The 16282-nt window shown below is 67.8% G+C and carries 20 protein-coding genes; all 20 read left to right on the forward strand.

Annotated elements, in window-relative coordinates; translation table 11 throughout:
* Nucleotides 1–154 precede the first annotated feature (154 nt).
* The 20 genes from M9955_13435 (at nucleotide 155) to M9955_13530 (ending at nucleotide 16197) form a co-directional block, all read left to right on the forward strand.
* Nucleotides 155–1210: a phage protease gene (locus tag M9955_13435; protein ID MCO5082644.1), complete on the forward strand. Its 1056-nt coding sequence runs from the start codon at nucleotides 155–157 to the stop codon at nucleotides 1208–1210.
* Complete coding sequence (locus M9955_13440; GenBank protein MCO5082645.1) at nucleotides 1207–1584, forward strand: hypothetical protein; 378 nt, start codon at nucleotides 1207–1209, stop codon at nucleotides 1582–1584. Before M9955_13435 ends, M9955_13440 begins: the two co-directional genes overlap by 4 nt.
* 63 nt (nucleotides 1585–1647) lie before the next feature.
* Nucleotides 1648–2622: a capsid protein gene (locus M9955_13445; protein MCO5082646.1), complete on the forward strand. Its 975-nt coding sequence runs from the start codon at nucleotides 1648–1650 to the stop codon at nucleotides 2620–2622.
* 135 nt (nucleotides 2623–2757) lie between these two features.
* Entirely contained in the window at nucleotides 2758–3015 is a 258-nt protein-coding gene (locus M9955_13450) for a hypothetical protein (GenBank protein MCO5082647.1), read from the forward strand.
* Between the two features lie 295 nt (nucleotides 3016–3310).
* Complete coding sequence (locus M9955_13455) at nucleotides 3311–3481, forward strand: hypothetical protein (GenBank protein ID MCO5082648.1); 171 nt, start codon at nucleotides 3311–3313, stop codon at nucleotides 3479–3481.
* Nucleotides 3481–3900: a DUF1320 domain-containing protein gene (locus tag M9955_13460; GenBank protein MCO5082649.1), complete on the forward strand. Its 420-nt coding sequence runs from the start codon at nucleotides 3481–3483 to the stop codon at nucleotides 3898–3900. Before M9955_13455 ends, M9955_13460 begins: the two co-directional genes overlap by 1 nt.
* Nucleotides 3897–4373, forward strand: a complete 477-nt coding sequence (locus M9955_13465; protein ID MCO5082650.1) for a phage virion morphogenesis protein — start codon at nucleotides 3897–3899, stop codon at nucleotides 4371–4373. Before M9955_13460 ends, M9955_13465 begins: the two co-directional genes overlap by 4 nt.
* Nucleotides 4370–4906, forward strand: coding sequence for a hypothetical protein (locus tag M9955_13470; GenBank protein MCO5082651.1), 537 nt, complete (start codon nucleotides 4370–4372; stop codon nucleotides 4904–4906). The genes M9955_13465 and M9955_13470 overlap by 4 nt, the downstream gene beginning before the upstream one ends.
* Nucleotides 4899–5447: a phage baseplate protein gene (locus M9955_13475; protein ID MCO5082652.1), complete on the forward strand. Its 549-nt coding sequence runs from the start codon at nucleotides 4899–4901 to the stop codon at nucleotides 5445–5447. Before M9955_13470 ends, M9955_13475 begins: the two co-directional genes overlap by 8 nt.
* A gap of 10 nt (nucleotides 5448–5457) precedes the next feature.
* Nucleotides 5458–5679 carry a hypothetical protein gene (locus M9955_13480; protein MCO5082653.1) on the forward strand — a complete coding sequence of 74 codons (222 nt, stop codon included), beginning with the start codon at nucleotides 5458–5460 and terminating at the stop codon, nucleotides 5677–5679.
* Nucleotides 5680–5686: 7 nt separating this feature from the next.
* A complete protein-coding gene (locus M9955_13485) occupies nucleotides 5687–6073 on the forward strand; it encodes a baseplate assembly protein (GenBank protein MCO5082654.1) in 387 nt (128 codons plus the stop codon).
* The gene (locus M9955_13490; GenBank protein ID MCO5082655.1) at nucleotides 6070–6981 is read left to right on the forward strand and encodes a baseplate J/gp47 family protein; all 912 of its coding nucleotides are present in this window, start codon (nucleotides 6070–6072) and stop codon (nucleotides 6979–6981) included. The genes M9955_13485 and M9955_13490 overlap by 4 nt, the downstream gene beginning before the upstream one ends.
* Complete coding sequence (locus M9955_13495; GenBank protein ID MCO5082656.1) at nucleotides 6974–8185, forward strand: phage tail protein I; 1212 nt, start codon at nucleotides 6974–6976, stop codon at nucleotides 8183–8185. Before M9955_13490 ends, M9955_13495 begins: the two co-directional genes overlap by 8 nt.
* Nucleotides 8186–8188: 3 nt before the next feature.
* A complete protein-coding gene (locus M9955_13500; protein MCO5082657.1) occupies nucleotides 8189–10546 on the forward strand; it encodes a hypothetical protein in 2358 nt (785 codons plus the stop codon).
* Nucleotides 10546–12516: a hypothetical protein gene (locus M9955_13505; protein MCO5082658.1), complete on the forward strand. Its 1971-nt coding sequence runs from the start codon at nucleotides 10546–10548 to the stop codon at nucleotides 12514–12516. The genes M9955_13500 and M9955_13505 overlap by 1 nt, the downstream gene beginning before the upstream one ends.
* On the forward strand, nucleotides 12513–13415 hold the full coding sequence (locus M9955_13510; protein ID MCO5082659.1) for a hypothetical protein: 903 nt from the start codon (nucleotides 12513–12515) through the stop codon (nucleotides 13413–13415). Before M9955_13505 ends, M9955_13510 begins: the two co-directional genes overlap by 4 nt.
* Entirely contained in the window at nucleotides 13409–13831 is a 423-nt protein-coding gene (locus M9955_13515; protein MCO5082660.1) for a hypothetical protein, read from the forward strand. The genes M9955_13510 and M9955_13515 overlap by 7 nt, the downstream gene beginning before the upstream one ends.
* Before the next feature lie 120 nt (nucleotides 13832–13951).
* Nucleotides 13952–15250, forward strand: coding sequence for a phage tail protein (locus tag M9955_13520; protein ID MCO5082661.1), 1299 nt, complete (start codon nucleotides 13952–13954; stop codon nucleotides 15248–15250).
* Between the two features lie 9 nt (nucleotides 15251–15259).
* Entirely contained in the window at nucleotides 15260–15784 is a 525-nt protein-coding gene (locus M9955_13525) for a phage major tail tube protein (GenBank protein MCO5082662.1), read from the forward strand.
* 8 nt (nucleotides 15785–15792) lie between these two features.
* Nucleotides 15793–16197 (forward strand): hypothetical protein, encoded by a 405-nt coding sequence (locus tag M9955_13530; GenBank protein MCO5082663.1) that lies wholly within the window; start codon nucleotides 15793–15795, stop codon nucleotides 16195–16197.
* The last annotated feature ends 85 nt before the right edge of the window (nucleotides 16198–16282 follow it).

Here is a 16282-nt window from a genome sequence, read left to right on the forward strand (position 1 = left end):
CGAAGGGGCCAACGGCGCTCCTGCCCCCTTGAAAACTGCTTTCTGAGGCGGTTGGCGCTTCGACCGGGACGGTATTACGGCGATTTCGGGAAGTGCGCGCCCCTGACACTGTCAGGGTGACGCGCGGACGGCGCCACGGCCAAAAGTGTCGCCCATGAAATCCGCCACCGCAATAGCCATTCTGCGAGCCGAGCTGGCAAGCACCGACCAGGGTGCTCCGGCCTGGATCGAGCTGTTTCCGGCGGGGCCACGGATCGATGCGCGCGACGGCCGCACGTTCTACGCCAACACCGCCGCCGTGCTCGCCGCGTTCCAGGCCAATCGCGGCCCGCTGCCGATCGACTATGAGCACGGGCAGGACCTTCTCGCGGCCAGGGGCGAGGCCGCGCCGGCCGCCGGCTGGATCGTCGCCGTGGAAGATCGCAACGGCGCGGTGTGGGGTCAGGTCGAGTGGACGGCCAGGGCCGCGCAGATGATCGCGGCGCGCGAGTACCGCTTCCTCTCGCCGGCCTTCAACCACACCAAGGACTTCAAGATCACGCGCCTTCTCGGCGCCGCGCTGGTGAACCGGCCGGCGCTGGAGCTGACGGCGCTTTCCCGCGAACAACCCAACCAGGAGAACGAAACCATGAAGGCAATCGCCAAGGCGCTCGGCCTGGCCGACGGCGCGTCGGAAGACGCCATCGTCGCCAGCCTTAACGCCTCCGGGGAGGAGCGCAAGGCCATCTGCCGGGCGCTCAGGATCGACGAGGCGTCCGATGCGGCCGCGCTGACCGCCGCGATCGCGGAGCTGGCGACGGCGAAGGGCAAGGCGGATGCCGACGCCACCGCGCTCGCCGCTCTGCAGACGCAGCTGAAGGACGCGCAGACGGCGCTCGCCGGCCTGCAGACGAAGGACGCCGATCGCGAGATCGCCATCGCCCTGGATAAGGCTGCCGCCGAGGGCAAGATCACGCCGGCCTCGCGCGAGGGCTATCTCGCCATGTGCAAGGTCGAGGGCGGGCTGGAGCGCTTCAGGGCGCTTGCCGCGACGCTGCCGGTCATCTGCGCGCCGTCGAAGATCGGCGACCAGCCGGCGACCGACGCCGGCGACGACGTGGACCCCGTCGCGCTCGCCGCCAGGGCGCGCAAGTACCAGGACGAACAGGCCGCCGCAGGCCGGACGATTTCCATCTCGGAAGCCGTCTCCATCGTGAGGGACCAGAAGTGAACCCGCTTCTCATCAAAAGCTTCAAGGCGTCGGCCGCGATCGGCGCCTACCTCATCGCCAAGGCCTCCGGCGACAAGACCGTCGCCACCGCCGCCGGCTCGACCGACAAGCTTGTCGGCATCACCCGCGAGATGGCGACCGACAGCGGCGGCATGGCCGACCTGACGCTTGCCGGCGCGGCCGAGCTGATCCTCGGCGGCACGGTCGGCTTCGGCGACCGGCTGACCTCGGACGCCAACGGCAAGGGCATCGTCGTCGCCAGCGTCAACGGCACGGTGGTCAACACCATCGCGATCGCGCTGGCCGATGGCGTCGCCAACGACCGCATCCCGGTCCTGCTCGCGCCCGGCCTCCAGTCGAAGCCGGCCTCGTAGCGGCCGGCCTCATCCGATCCATACCCGTCTTCGGGCGGGCCGTCGTCAACAAGGAAAGCACCCGTGGCAACCAAGCGCCCGTTTCCGATCGATCCGTCGCTGACCGCGATCGCGATCGCCTACCGCAACCCCGCCCACACGCTGATCGCGAAACGCGCCCTGCCGCCGCTGCAGGTGCTTTCCGAGCAGTTCAAATGGTCGGAATTCCCACTTGAACAGGGCTTCAAGGTTCCCGACGCCAAGGTCGGCCGGCTCGGCCAGGTCAACCAGGTCCTGTTCACCGGCACCGAGGCGTCGAGCTTCGTCGAGGATTATGGCCTCGACAGCCCGATCCCGCAGTCCGACATCGATGCCGCCGCCCGCGCCCGTGCCGAGAAGCGCTCGACCTACGATCCCGAACAGGTCGCGGTGGAGGGCATCGCCAACTACATCGACCTGAACCGAGAGGCCCGCGTGGCCGCCGTGGTGCAGGACGCCGGCAACTATTCCAGCGGCCGCAAGATCGCGCTGACCGGCACCGACCGCTTCGATGACTACGACGACAGCGATCCCTACGGCGTCATCTCGGACGGCTTTGAGGCGACGCTCGTCTACCGGCCCAACCATATCGTCATGGGCTTCCCGGTCTGGTCGAAGCTGCGCCGGAACCCGAAACTGATCAAGGCGGTGAAGGGCGGGCTTCAGGATGAGGGCGGCATCACCCGCGCTCAGTTCGCGGAGCTGTTCGAGATCAAGCCGGAGAACTTCCTTGTAGGCGAGGCCTTCCTCAACACCGCCAAGCCCGGCCAGGCGGTTTCCCTGTCGCGTATATGGGGCAAGAAGATCGCGCTGCTCTACCTCGACAGCTCCAAGGGCTCTGCCCAGGACGGCACCATCACCTGGGGCTTTACCGCCGAATATGGCAACCGCGTTTCCGGCTCGATCGAGGACCCCGACATTGGTCTTCGCGGCGGCAAGCGCGTCCGCGCCGGCGAGCAGTGCCGCGAACTCGTCGTGGCGAAGGACGTCGGCTACCTGATCGAGGACGCCGTTTCGTAACGCGTGGGGCGGGTCAGTAGCTGCCGATCAGCAAGCGGCGGCGAATGCCCAAGTCCCGTCCCGCCACCGCAATGGCGGGACGGTTCTTCCTCAAGCGGCCGGCACAGGCCGCTTCGGCAAGAACCGGAGACGATCATGGAAAACCCCGACGACATGAAGACCGGCACCGATCAGGGCGCTGGGGCTGACGAGGACAAGGCCGCGAAGGCCAAGCCCGCCAAGGTAGCCAAGACCGAAACCGTGGCGGCCGAGACGGCGAAGCCTGCCAGGGCCGGCCGCGTCTGCAAGGAAACGGTGCGCTGGAAGAAGAAGACCTATGCACCCGGCGAGCCGCTCCCGGCCAACGTGCCGGCCGAGATCATCGACCGGCTGGAAGAACTGGGCTTCGTCTGACCGATAGGCTTCGGCCTGGCGGTATGACTGCGGGAGCGTGCCGGCGACGGAAACACTCGCGGACCCAGCCGCCGAAGATACGAGGGGAAGCCGCTGCGCCCCGATTTGAGCAAGAGGCCGGATCTGAGGATTGCGGCCTCCCAGCGGACAGCCGGGCGGGAGACCGGCATCTCGAATACCCAGAGAGGGCGGTCTGGTACGGCTCGCGAGGCTCCCAGCACTCTTTGAGGACCGGCGCCACGGTGCCGTGTAGGGGCGATAGCCCGCCGCCCGTAGCCATCTTGCGGAGAGCGCCGTGGAAATCATGATCCCGCTGACGCCCGAGGCCTTCGCCGCCGCGAACCTTCGCGATCGCCTCGCTTCCGACCTCGCGGCCGAGACGGCGCGGTATCGCACATTGTTTGAGGCCGGGGCGCTCTTCGCCGCGAGACGGGAGCTTCTAGGCGCCATTGCGAGGCTGCGTTGATGGCCTACGCGACGCGGCAGAATATCGAGGACATCTGGGGCGAGCAGTTCTCGCTCGACCTCCTGCGTCCGGACACCGACGCGGATATCGCCTTCGCCCGCGCGCTCGACCAGGCGTCGGGCGAGATCGACACGCATCTGTCGGCCCGCTACCGCACGCCCATCGATGGACAGCCGGCCGCGCTGGTGACGCCCTGCGTCAACATCGCCGTCTACACGCTGGCGATCAGCCATGCCTCGCTCACCCCGACGATCGAGGAGCGCTACAAGCAGACCATCGCGCTCCTGCAACGCATCGCGGACGGCAAGGCCGGCCTCGGCGCGGATGAGCCGAGCGTCTCGACCGATGGCGACGCCTCGGCCGGCGGCGCGTATTTCACGGCCAACGATCGAAAATTCTCGCGGAGGACCTTGCCGTGAGCGTCTCGATCGAGGTGACGCAGACGGGCCTGCCGGAGGCGCTGCTCAAGATCGAGGGCATGGCCGACGCGCCGAAGGGCGAACTGATGGAGGGCATCGCCCGCCTGGTGCAGGAGCAGACGCGCCGCCGCATCGAGGTCGAGAAGACGTCGCCGGCCGGCGAGCCCTGGAAGAAGAACTGGAAGGGCAGCTCCACGCTCTATGAGAGCGGCGCGCTGTCGCGCTCGATCGACTATGCCGCGACCGAGACCACCGCCGAGATCGGCACCGGCATCGTCTACGGCCGCATCCATCAGCTCGGCGGCACCATCAAGCCGAAATCGGCGAAGGCGCTCGCCTTCATGATGGGCAACCGCTTCGTCATGACGCGGCAGGTCACCATGCCGGCGCGGCCCTATCTCGGTCTGTCGGCCGAGAACGAGCGCGACATCATCCAGGACGCCGAGGACTGGCTCGAAAGGCTTGTCGAATGACGGCGCGGATCGACACCTTCCGGCAGGCGGTCGCCGCCTCGATCAAGGCCATGGCGCCCGAGCTGCGGTCCTGCGAGGCGCAGTTTGGCCGTCTCAACCTCGACGAGTTCGAGAAGCAGATGATCGGCACGCCCGGCGTCCGCGTCGCCGTGCTCTCGGCCGACGCGCCGAACATGGCGGACGGCCGGAAGGAGGCGGTGCTTTCCTGCGCGGCCTTCGCCGTCTGCGAGGGCCGCGACCGCGAGCAGGCCGCCTGGGCGCTGGCCGAGGCGATCGCCGTGCATCTCCATTCGGCCCAGCAGTTCGGGCTGGTGCAGATAGCCGCGCCCACGGCCGTCAAGCTTCAGCCCGTTCTCACCGCGACAATCATGAACCGCGCCGTCGCCATCATCGCCGTGGAGTGGAAGCAGACGCTGCGTGGGCTCGGCTCGGCGCTGTTCGACGAAGAGGGCGTGCTGCTCACGGAGTTCTACGTCAACGACGAGGAGATCGAGCTGCCGGAGCCGCAGCCGCCGGAGGGCGACGATGGCTAGGCTCCGACCGAACCGTCCCGGCCGCGACGCGCGCATCGTCACCCGCGAGATGCGTCGCATCTACAAGCAGATCGACGATCTCGACCGGCGCATGGCTGCCATGATGCTCGCCGGGCCGATCGCCGCCATCGATGGCGATCGCGTCCGGCTGGAGCTGCTGCCGCGGGACAGCCGAACCGGAAAACCGTTCCTGTCGCCATGGGTGCAGGTGCAGGAAGCGGCCTCGGCCGATGGCGCGAGCGCCACGCACTTCCCGGTCAAGATCGGCGATCCGATGCGGCTCTTCTCGCCGAACGGCGAGCTGGGCTCGTCCTCCTTCGCCGTGCGCGACAGCTACACGTCCAATGCCGCCAACCCCACGGACAAGAAGCAGCAGGCGCTGGTGATCAGGCATGGCGGCTGTTCGATGGTCTTCGACGGCGACGACATCGTGTTCACGAGCCCCGGCAAGCTCATCCACAACGGCAAGAATACCGGCCACACGCACATCCATGGCGGCGTCATCACAGGTCCCGCCAACACAGACGTCCCCGCAAACTGAAGGAAGCCACATGGACACCCAGCTGAAAGACTACCTCGTGACCGACAAGGCCGGCCATTTCGTCGCCAGCGTCCGCAATCCCGGCGAAGGCAAGACCGTCCAGCTCACCCCGGAGCAGGCTCTGTTCGCCCTGTCCATGGGCCAGTTGGTCGATCCGAACGCGCAGCCGCGCAAGGAAAAGAAGAAGGGCAAGGCGGCCCCGGCCGAAACGCCCTCCGGCGAAGGGGCCTGACCGCATCATGCGCGCCGGCGTCGACGCGGAGACGGGCATGCTGTTGACCGGCTGGGCGCATTGCGTCCAGTCGATCGACAAGTGCGTCCGCACGCGTCTCGCCTCGCGCGTCATGCACCGCCACCTCGGCAGCTTCGTTCCGCATCTACAGGACGAGAACGCCGATCCGGAGACCATCTTCCAGGTCTATGTCGCGATCGCCGAGGCGCTCAACGATCCGGACGGCGGCGAGCCCGGCTTCAGCATGCAGGCCATCCAGCTGGTGCGCGGCGGTCGCGACGGCCGCTTCGTCTTCATCATGGACGGCATCTATTTCCCGCTCGGCCATGTGGGCGACTTCTCGGTGCGCGAGCTGCGGTCGGCGCGCGTCGGCGTCGACGTGGTGCTGTCATGACCGACACGCTCGACCTCTCCCGCCTGCCGGCGCTCCAGCTCGTCGCCGTCGACTATGGCGCGCTGAAGGATGAGCACATGGCGCTCTACAAGGCCGCCTGGGCGACCGAGCGGGCGCGCTTCCCGAACCTGCCGGTCTACGACGTCGACCGGACGGCGTTCGATCCGATCGTCATCGCCATTCAGGAATACAGCCACGTCCGCATGCTCGACCTGCAGACGCTGAACGACGCCGGCAAGCGCATGACGCTGGCCTTCAGCGACAGCACCTTCCTCGACCATGTGGCCGTCACCTATCACTCGACCGAGCGCCTGACGCTGGTCGAGGCGACCGGCGACGCCGACGCCATCATGGAAGGCGACGACGCCTACCGGCTGCGCGCCCAGCTCGCGCCCGAGGCGACGCCGCGCTTCGGCATCACGCGCGGCGGCTACGTCTACACCATCCTGTCGAATTTCACGGCGATCAAGGACGTCCGGCCGATCAGGCGCGGCGGCGGCGCGATCGAGATCCGCGTGCTCGGCCGCGACGGCGACGGCGCGGTCGCAGACCCGACGATCGCGGCCGTCATCCGCATGCTGGAGCCGGAGGACGGCAGCCAGTCCACCGACATCGTCTCGGTCTTCGCGGCCGAGATCGACCGCGTCACGCTGCGGCTGAAGCTGCTCATCCCGCGCGGGCCGGACCCGGCCGCCGTGATCGCGGCGGCGCTGCCGAGGGTCATCGCCTATCGCGACGCCATCCATCGGCTCAACGGCCGGCTCTATCCGGACGCGGTGCAGGCCGCCGCCCATGTCGGCCCGGTCATCTCCGTGGTCATCATGGAGCTTGACGTGCCGGCGCAGCGTCCGGAGGCGGCGCCCTGGATCGAGACGATCGAGATCGTCACGGAGGTGGTCGGTGGCTGAAGCCGTCTCCCTTTTGCCGGCCAATTCAAAGGCGTTTGAACGGGCCTTCTCGATCTCGGTCGCCGAGCTTCGGCGCATGCCGGCCGAGCTGATCCTGACGCTGTGGGACCCGTGGACGATCCCGGCCGGGTTCCTGGCCGTCCTCGCCTGGGGCCTGCATCTCGACTACTGGCGCGAGTGGTGGCCGGAGTTCCGCAAGCGACAGGTGATCGCCGAGAGCCGGGCCTTCCACCGGCTCAAATCGACGATCGCCGCCGACCGCATGGCCTGCGCCTATGCCGACGCCGAGCTGATCTCCTATCATCTCCCGCGCGACGGTTTCGCCATCGGCCGGGGCGTGACGCCGGAGGCCTATGAGCGCTGGGTGGCCGGCCTGCCGGAGATCCGCGTCTACCAGCTGCCGCCGCGCGAGAACCGCTTCCCGCCGCTGGGCGGCGCGATCGGCCGCCATCCGTTCTGCCGGGGCGGCCAGATGCAGCGCGCCCGCCGCGCCGAGCTTCGCCAGGGCGACCGCATCGTGCCGCTCGTCGTTTCCGGCGAGACCACCGGCACGGACGGCGAGACGCTGTCCGACATCGAGCGCGTCTCCGTGCCGAAGCCGCCGGCCGCGACGCTCGCGGTCGGCCGGGGCGCGTTCTCGCTGCCGATCGGCAAGGTGCCGTCGTCGCGCCGCGTCTTCTCCTTCCGCTGGCAGCCGACCTCGCGCGATCCGTTCGACCTGGTGCCGGGCGTGCCGTCGCTGATCCCGGTCGAGGCCACGCCGCGCAAGGAAGGTCTGTTTCGGCCGCACCGGCCGTGGCGGTTCGTCGTCGGCCGCACGCCGGTCACCGGCTCCTTCGGCTGGCCGCGTCCTGACGACTGGTATCTGGCGCTCCGCGTCGCGGACGGCTCCGGCCCGTCCGGCGTGAGGCCGCGATCGGGCGCGATCGGCCGCGACCGGCTGCCGCGCGAGCGCTATTCCAAGGAACTGGCCGTGCTGCTCACGCGCCCCGCCCGGCGCGGCTTCCCGTTCTCGTCGGGCCGCATCGTGCCGTCGCCCGACGCCAAGGTCGCCGACGTGCTGGAGGCGATCGGCTCGGCGCAGTCGCTGCGCGATCGCGTCTCCGTGAACCTCAACGTCTACCGGCCGCTCACCGTGGCCGACCTCGAAACCGTCACCGACCGGACCCGCGTCGGCGACTACCGCCTCATGACCAGGAGATAGAGCATGTTCCGTCGCGTCGTCGCCGAGCAGGACCAGCATTTTCGCATTGACGATGTCACCAACCTCAATCTGTTCCCGCAGCAGGGCGCGGAGCAGACGACGAAGGACTGGCTGGGCACGCTGCGCTATCGCGGCCTCACCGTCGTCAAGGACAATTCCAATCAGGTCACCGTCGCGGTCGGCGCGGCCTATATCGACTATCGCCAGTTCGCGCTCACCGCGCCCTGGCAGGTGACGCTGACCGACGAGAAGCCGCTGATCGCCGGCCAGAAGCGCGTCGTCATCCTCTCGGCGCAGGGCAGCCCGGACATTCCGGCTCCGGCCGTCACCCGCGACAAGACCGTCGAGGTGCCGGACGGCAATGGCGGCTCGGTGGTGCAGGACACGACGCAGTCGACGGCGCCCTATGTCGAGAACAAGGTGCTGGTCGCCAAGATCGCCGGCGGCCTGTCGACGCAGGAGGTCGAGCCCTCGGTGCCGGCGAACGTGGTGCCGTTCTGCCGCATCGTGCTCGATCTCAACGGCATCGTCGGCGATCCGGTCATGCTGACCTCGCACCGCATCAACTCGGTCAGCGAGCTGGACGCGATGATCAACCAGCAGGGCCGCCGCATCGACAATATGTGGGACGAGGTGCTGGCGCTGCGCAGCGACCTCGTCGGCCTCCAGGGCTGGCTCCGCTCGACGGTCAGCCACGAGACGATCGGCCAGCTGATCTACGACGTCGCCACGCTCAAGGACATGCAGGACATCGACGATGCCGGGGCGCCCTACGCCATCGACCGTTTCGAGCGGGCGAGCGAGAGCGCGACGGGCCATCCCGACTTCAAGGGCCGCGTCACCGACCAGGGCTTCCAGCTGCCCTACGCCAATGAGAACCGTTCGGCGCTGGCGCTCTACAACGTCAACGACCCGCGCTACATGCACGCCAATGCCGGCGTGCTGTTCCCGGCCTACGATCCTGTCGTCGGCTTTGCCGTGCACTCCTCCGGCGACACCATGCCGCTCGGCGGCACCGTCACGCAGTCGCTCGAACTGGTGCAGATGACGAGGACGCGCGTCCGCGTCCGCTACGGCGGATACTTCCACTACCACTATCTCAACGTCGCGGCCTATCACCCGCTGCGCGGCACCACCGACGTCGTTCATCAGGTCTTCTGCAAGCACAACGAGGTGCTCGCCTATCCGGTCGGCTTCTTCGCCACGGCCTATCTGCTGTGGGCCTCGATCTTCCGGCCGCGCGTGATCGTCGACACCTATCAGGAGCCTTACGACGTCTGGCAGAAGACCGACGTCACCATGAACGGCGTCATCAAGGCGCAGTCCTGGCTGCAAAGCCAGGAGCGCTACGTGCCTGCGCTCAGGCTGGGCATCACGGCGTGGGAAGCGGGCTCCGAAGTGACCATCGCGGCATGCGAGTTCGGGGAAGACGGCATGCCCGACCCGAAGAAGGTGCTCGCCACCAAGACGCTGACCGCCGCCGCCTTCCAGAAGTACGTGCCGGGCGACGTCAGCACGATGACGCGTTTCGCCTTCGCGGTGCCGATATTCAACAAGCGGGCGCGCTTCGGCTACATCACCTCCGTCACCGGTCAGGTGACGATCGGCAAGGCTTCCGGCGACCGCTTCACCGGCGGCAACAGCTTCGAAAGCACGGACGGCAATCTGTTCGTCGCGTCGATCCTCAACGACCATGCTTTCGCGGTGGAGTATTGCAACTTCCGCATGACGTCGTTCGAGGCGCGGCTCGCCAATCTCAATCTCGACGGCGGCATCCAGAACGTCGACATCGTCGCGCCGGCGACCGTGCCGGACAATTGCAGCGCAAAATTCCGCACCTTCTCCAGCGGCGCGTGGAAAGAGGTCGCGCAGGTGCCGGAGGACCCGGCCGCCGTCGCCACGGAGACGGACGAGGTTTTTGGCAACGGCCTGACCGCGACCTACGATTTCCAGGTGCTGCTGTCGGGCAACGAATGGGTCATGCCGGTGCTCGACCTCGGCAATTCCGAGGTCACCGTCTTCCGCTCCGACGACGACTGGCACCATGTCGGCATCGTGCGGGACGTCCCGGCCGGGCCGACATGGGTGCGTGTCCGGGCGCGCGCCCGCATCGCCGGCTACGACGCTGTCCGCCACACGCTCGACGCCTGGATACAGCATGGCGCGACGCTGGCGACGCAGAAGCTGAAGGATGGAGCGCCGACCGTCACGCCGGTGCCGGGCAACAACGCGGTCGATGTCGAGTGGACGTTCACGGTCGACCCGACCGGCGACAAGTACCAGCTCCACATCACGGGCGCGACGAACAACATCGCCTTCCCGCTGGCGATGCTCCAGGTCTACTCGGCGGTCGAAGCCTGATGACGACGAACCCGGCCGACCTTTTCGACGACAGCAGCGCCAACCTTCGGCAGATGCTGAGGACGGCGTTCGGCAATGTGCAGGAGCGGCTGCTGTCCAGCGAGAACAGCGTGTCGCGGCTGCTCGCCAACCAGTCGGACGTGGTCGACAGTCTGGTCGGCCAGATCACGGCGCAGTTCTCGCAGCTGTTCACCGACGCCGACCAGCTGGTGACGGCGATCCGCAACGCCGAGTTCCTGTCGGCGGCGACGGAAACGCCGATCTCCTTCACGGTCGGGCTGGAGGCGACGCTGCTGCTCGACGCCGGTGCGAACTTCCCCTTCAGGCCGACCTCCGTCGTGGCGCTGACACTTGAGGGGAACAGCGACGATTACGCCTTCGCCAGGGTTTTGGGCTGGCAACCCTCGACCAGGGCGCTGTCGATCGAGATCTTCGCCACAGCCGGCGAGACCGGCCCGCACACCGGCGTCACGGTCGAGATCGCCGCGATCGACACGCTTGCCATCCAGACGATGCGCGACGACGTCGCGGACAAGCATGCCGCGATCGTGCCGATGCACGCGGCTGTTGCCGCTGCAACGCCGCTTGTCCTGCAGGCCGCCGACGAAGCCGGGCAGGCGCGCGACGATGCGGTTGCCGCCGCCGCCGCTGCGGCGACCTTCGACCCGTCGAGCTACTGGCCGAAGGCGCAATCCTACTCGGCCGCGCAGATAGACGCGCTGCGCAGCCTCGACCGCGATCCGCTCGACCGCATCGCCATGCAGCCGGTCAGCTATCTCGATTTTTCGGGCGACTATGCCGTCGCGTCCGGATGGCTCACGCGCGGCGGCACGGCGCTTTCGCGAAAGGTCAACGGCCTGCTGGCCTCGGTCGCCGCCAACACGCTGCGCATCGACCACGCCCAGGGCAAGGTCAAGGGCGCGCTGCTGGAGCCGGCCGCGACCAATCTGGCGCTGCACAGCCAGGACCTCTCCAACGCCGCATGGACGAAGGTGCGGTGCTCGATCTCGGCCAACACCGGCCTTGCCTCGGACGGCACCACGACGCTCGACAAGATCGTGGAGGACGGCACGGCCGGCAACACCCATGTCGCCGAGCAGAGCGTCAATTTCGGCGGCGCGGGCATGAAGACCATCAGCGTCGAGGCGCGGGCCGGCGAGCGCACATGGTGCTATCTCTCCGCCTATGACAGCACGGCGGCCGGCGTGTGCGGCGTCTACTTCGATCTCGCCAACGCGGTGAAGGGAACCATCGTTTCCGGCAGCGGCGACATCGAGCTGCTCGACAACGGCAACTGCCTGATCAGCGTGACCGGCAACTTTGCTGCCGGCACGGGCGGCGTCGACATCTTCCTTGCGGCCGGCGACGGCGCGGCCGTCTACACCGGCAACGGCGTGTCCGGCGCTTCCTTCGGAGAAGTACAGGTCGAGGAAGGCCGGGCCGCGACGTCGCGCATCCGCACGGCCGGCGCAACCGCGACCCGCAACGCCGATGTCCTGACGATCTCCGGCACCGATTTCTCCGAGGACTGGAATGCGCTGGAATGCAGCGTCGTCATCGACTTCGAAGTGCGTGCCGCGCTCGGTGCGTCCGTCGCCTACATCTGGTCGATCACGAACGGCACCGGCGCCAACGTGCTCGGCCTGCGCATCAACGGCGCGACCGGCAACCTTGAGCTGATCGTGCTGCTTTCCGGTGGCGCGGAAGCCTATCTGCCGGTCTCGGCCGTCGCGCCGGGCCAGCGCCATCGCGTCGCTGCGTCGTTCGCCAAGGACGCCTTCCGCGTCAGCCTCAACGGCGGGGCGGTCCAGTCCGACACGGCCGGCTCGATGCCGACCGGGCTCAGTCAGGAGTGCGTCGGCCACCTCAACGGCGGCTCGCATCTTTATGGCGGCGGCCATATCCGCCGCCGCGCCCGTTACGGCAAGGCCATCGCGTCTGCCGATCTTCCGAAGGTATCCGCACTATGAACCTGATCGCGACCGCAAAGCGTGCCGGGCTGTTTTCGCCCGGCTTGTGGCAGAGGCTGATGGACACCTACCGGAAGACGGAGACGTTCTCGCAGGCCGAAATCACCGCCATCGTGGCGGCGCTGCCAATCCTGCAAGTCAACGAGTTTCTGGCATCGGGAACGTGGAACAAGCATGCCGAGGCGACCATCATCCTTGCGGAATTGATGGGCGCGGGCGGGCCGGGGGCGGCGGGACAGGCGGGCAATAACTCCTCGCACCGGTTTGGCGGCGGTGGCGGCGCGGGGGGCGAGCGCGCGTTTCAGTTCTTTCTCGCGGCTGACCTGCCAGGCAGCGTTTCCGTCACAATACCGGCAGCGCCAGCCGGCGGTGTGTATGGCGTCGCGTCCGGGATTGGCACCACTGCGGGCGACGCCACGTTCGGCACGCTGCTCCGGGCCTGCAGTGGTAATCGCGGGGCCTACGGCACTGTCAACAACAACACCACAAGATACGATCCGGCATCCAAGGAGGGAGAAGGCCCGCAAGGCCCCAACAGTGACGCTTCGGGGAACGCCATTTATTTCGGCAAGTTCGGACAGCGCGGCGGCCCGAGCGGCGGCGCGGGTGCCGGCGTCAGCACGGCAAGCGCTACAGGCGCTGGCGCTCCAGGCGGGTCCAACAGCAATTTCGCCGATGGTTCCGGGGCGGCAGGCGGCGCCAGCGGCGGCGGCAACGGCGCTGACGCGGCCGGCCCGCTGATCGGTGGCGGTGGTGGCGGCGGCTCGACAGGCGCGCTCGGCGGCAAGGGCGGCAACGGCGGCAGGGGAGCTGGCGGTGGTGGCGGCGGTGCATCGCGAACCACCGGCGGCAACGGCGGCGATGGCGGGCCGGGATGGGGACGGGTGATCCAATGGTAGACGTGAAACGCAAGGCCGTCATTGACGGAACGTTTGTCGAGAACGTCATTCTCGCCGACGACGATTTCGAGCTTCCGGATCGTCTGCTTCTCACCCTGCCGGAAGGCTCGACCGTCGCGCCGGGCTGGACCTATGACGGCGAGGATTTCGCGCCGCCTGTGCCGACGACGCCGATCGTCATGGAGGTGACCATGCGCCAGGCGCGGCTGGCGCTACTCTATGCCGGCCTCGGCGCGCAGGTCGACGCGGCGATCGACGCCTTGCCCGAGCCGCAGAAGTCCGCCACCCGTATCGAGTGGGACTTCGCCAAGACCCTCCGGCGCGACCATGCCATGGTGCCGATGCTGGCGGCCGCGCTGTCGCTCACCGAGGAAGACCTCGACATCCTCTTTTATGAGGCCTCGCAGATCGTCTGATCGGAGCCAACAGTCCCTCAAAATCCACCGCTGCCCCTGACAGTGTCAGGGTGACGGGTGCCCGCGCGCGCGTCGTAAACGTCGCTCCACGCCATTTCACGCGGCCTGGAGAGCGCTTTCATGCCCACAGCTGAATTCAACCACGGCACGCGCGTCCTCGACGCCGGCAGCGAGAGCCGGCCGCTTGAGACAGCCGACCGTTCGTCGATCGCCCGCGTCTTCTGGGATGCGACGGCCGACAACACCAAATTCCCGCTCGACGAGCCGGTCGACTTCTTCACCCACGAAACCGACATGGTGACGGCCATCGGCACCGGTGCCGACAATGAGCTGCTGCACCAGGTCAACGCACTGAAGGCGCAGGGGATCGAGGGCCATATCGTTGCCGTCCGCGTCGCGCACTCCACCGAGACCGATCCCGAGGACAAGCGCGAAGACCAGATGGAGAAGGTCATCGGCTCGGCCGCGTCGATGTCCGGCGTCCACGCGCTCACCTATGCGCGCGGCCATGTCGGCGTCGAGCCGGACTTCGTCGTTCCCGGCGCGCTCGGCTGCGGGCGCGTCTCCAACGCCAAGAACCCGGTGGCCGACGCCTTCGCCCAGGTCGCCGCCAAGCTGAAGGCGATCAACGTCGTCGACACCGGCGGCCCGAACCGCACCGCGAGCCTCGCTTACCGCGCCGACTTCTCCGACCGCTTCACCTTTCTGGTCGACCCGTTCGTGCGCGTGCAGTCCGGCGTCTCCATCGTGGAGCGCCCGGCCGGCAGCTTCGCGGCCGCCATGTTCGTCAAGCGCGACAAGCAGAAGGGCGGGCCGTACTGGTCTCCCTCCAACCAGGAAGTGCTCGGCATCCTCGGCACCGCGCGGCCGATCTCCTATTTCGACGGCGAGACCGACCACGAGGCGAACTTCCTCAACGAGAACGGCATCGCCACCTTCATCCCGTCCCGCATCGTGCAGGGCGCGGGCGGCGCGTTCTCCCCGAACGGCCGCATCCTGTGGGGCAACCACACCACCTCCGAGGACCCGCTGTGGCGCTTCGTCAACGTGGTGCGCACGCGCTCCACGATCGAGAAGGCCATCATCAACGGCTTCCGGCCCTGGGCGATCGACGAGAACATGACGGCCCAGCACGTCATCGCCGTCATGCGCTCCGTGCAGGCGCTGCTCGACGAGCTGACCGCGATCGGCGCGATCCTCGGCGGCCGCGTCTTCTGGGACCGCGACATGAACTCCAACGCCAGCCTGCGGCTCGGCAAGCTGCGCGTGGAGTTCGACGCCGAGGAAGTGCCGCCGCTCGAAGACCTGATCTTCGGCTCGCGCCGCAACGAGGCCTATTTCGACAACCTCGCGGCCGACATCCAGCGCCGCGTCACCGTGGCCTTCGGCGGCACCATCGCCGACTACATGGCCGCCTAGGAGAGACCGATGGAAGAAGCGCTCCGCATTCTCCGGGGGTTTACCCTCGTCGCCAACGACAACATCAATCTCGCCCTTGAGATCGAGGAGATGGAGCTGGCGACGCTGGAGGAGCATGCCGAAACCTACCAGCCCGGCGGCTCCGATCTGGAGGTCGAGATCACAGGCACCGGCGTCAAGGCGCTGTCGGTGAAGTTCAAGCTCAAAAGCCACACGCCGGAGATCATCGGCCTGTTCGGCGGCGCTCCCGGCATCCGCCAGAACTGGACCGGCCGCAAGCTCGTCGTCTCGGAGGAGACCGGCAAGGAGCACGAGCACGCCATCGATATCCAGGGCCGCCTGTCCAAGGTCGGAGCCGAGAGCATGAAGGGCGGCAAGCCGACCGGCTACGATCACGAGATCAAGGGCATCTGGACCTATACCGAGTATTGGGACGGCAAGCCCATGCACCGCTTCGCCTTCAAGCGCGGCGGTTGGGACATCCGCAACTTCGTGCCGATCAACACGGCCCGCCGCCGCATCCTGTTCGGTTGAGGTGAGCGATGACGCCGAAAGCCTCGATCGAGATCACGCTCACCTACCCGGTACCCGTCAGGGACGCTGATGGAAAGGAGCGCGCCGTCACCAGGATCACGCTCGGCCGGCCGCGCACCAAGCATGCCAAGCGGCTGGCCGCCGCCATCGGCCCGGACCTGCTCAAGGGCTTCCTCGCCGACACGCCTGACGGCAACATCGACAAGGAGGCGCTGGCGGTCGACGTCGTCACCGCGCTCGCCTCGGCCGACCGCCTCGACGCCATCACGGCGATCGTCGCCGACATGTGCGGCGAGGACGTCGCGATTATCGACGATCTCGATCTGGTCGACCTTCTCGCGGTCGGGAAGGCCTTCGCCGGTTTTTTTCCGGCACTCCGGTCCTTCACGCTCTCCAGGTCTGCGCCGGAGTAGCGGCCTTCTACCGCTGGTCGCCGGCAGCGATCGACCGCACCGACTGGCACGAACTCATCGGCTACCACCGCGCCATAAGGCGTCT

The organism is Rhizobiaceae bacterium, from assembly GCA_023953845.1.
Classification (GTDB): domain Bacteria; phylum Pseudomonadota; class Alphaproteobacteria; order Rhizobiales; family Rhizobiaceae; genus Arvimicrobium.

Coding starts and splice junctions, on each gene's coding strand:
- M9955_13435 (MCO5082644.1), top strand. CDS start 155: ATGAAATCCGCCACCGCAATAGCCATTCTGCGAGCCGAGCTGGCAAGC.
- M9955_13450 (MCO5082647.1), top strand. CDS start 2,758: ATGGAAAACCCCGACGACATGAAGACCGGCACCGATCAGGGCGCTGGG.
- M9955_13460 (MCO5082649.1), top strand. CDS start 3,481: ATGGCCTACGCGACGCGGCAGAATATCGAGGACATCTGGGGCGAGCAG.
- M9955_13470 (MCO5082651.1), top strand. CDS start 4,370: ATGACGGCGCGGATCGACACCTTCCGGCAGGCGGTCGCCGCCTCGATC.
- M9955_13475 (MCO5082652.1), top strand. CDS start 4,899: ATGGCTAGGCTCCGACCGAACCGTCCCGGCCGCGACGCGCGCATCGTC.
- M9955_13480 (MCO5082653.1), top strand. CDS start 5,458: ATGGACACCCAGCTGAAAGACTACCTCGTGACCGACAAGGCCGGCCAT.
- M9955_13485 (MCO5082654.1), top strand. CDS start 5,687: ATGCGCGCCGGCGTCGACGCGGAGACGGGCATGCTGTTGACCGGCTGG.
- M9955_13490 (MCO5082655.1), top strand. CDS start 6,070: ATGACCGACACGCTCGACCTCTCCCGCCTGCCGGCGCTCCAGCTCGTC.
- M9955_13500 (MCO5082657.1), top strand. CDS start 8,189: ATGTTCCGTCGCGTCGTCGCCGAGCAGGACCAGCATTTTCGCATTGAC.
- M9955_13505 (MCO5082658.1), top strand. CDS start 10,546: ATGACGACGAACCCGGCCGACCTTTTCGACGACAGCAGCGCCAACCTT.
- M9955_13510 (MCO5082659.1), top strand. CDS start 12,513: ATGAACCTGATCGCGACCGCAAAGCGTGCCGGGCTGTTTTCGCCCGGC.
- M9955_13515 (MCO5082660.1), top strand. CDS start 13,409: ATGGTAGACGTGAAACGCAAGGCCGTCATTGACGGAACGTTTGTCGAG.
- M9955_13520 (MCO5082661.1), top strand. CDS start 13,952: ATGCCCACAGCTGAATTCAACCACGGCACGCGCGTCCTCGACGCCGGC.
- M9955_13525 (MCO5082662.1), top strand. CDS start 15,260: ATGGAAGAAGCGCTCCGCATTCTCCGGGGGTTTACCCTCGTCGCCAAC.
- M9955_13530 (MCO5082663.1), top strand. CDS start 15,793: ATGACGCCGAAAGCCTCGATCGAGATCACGCTCACCTACCCGGTACCC.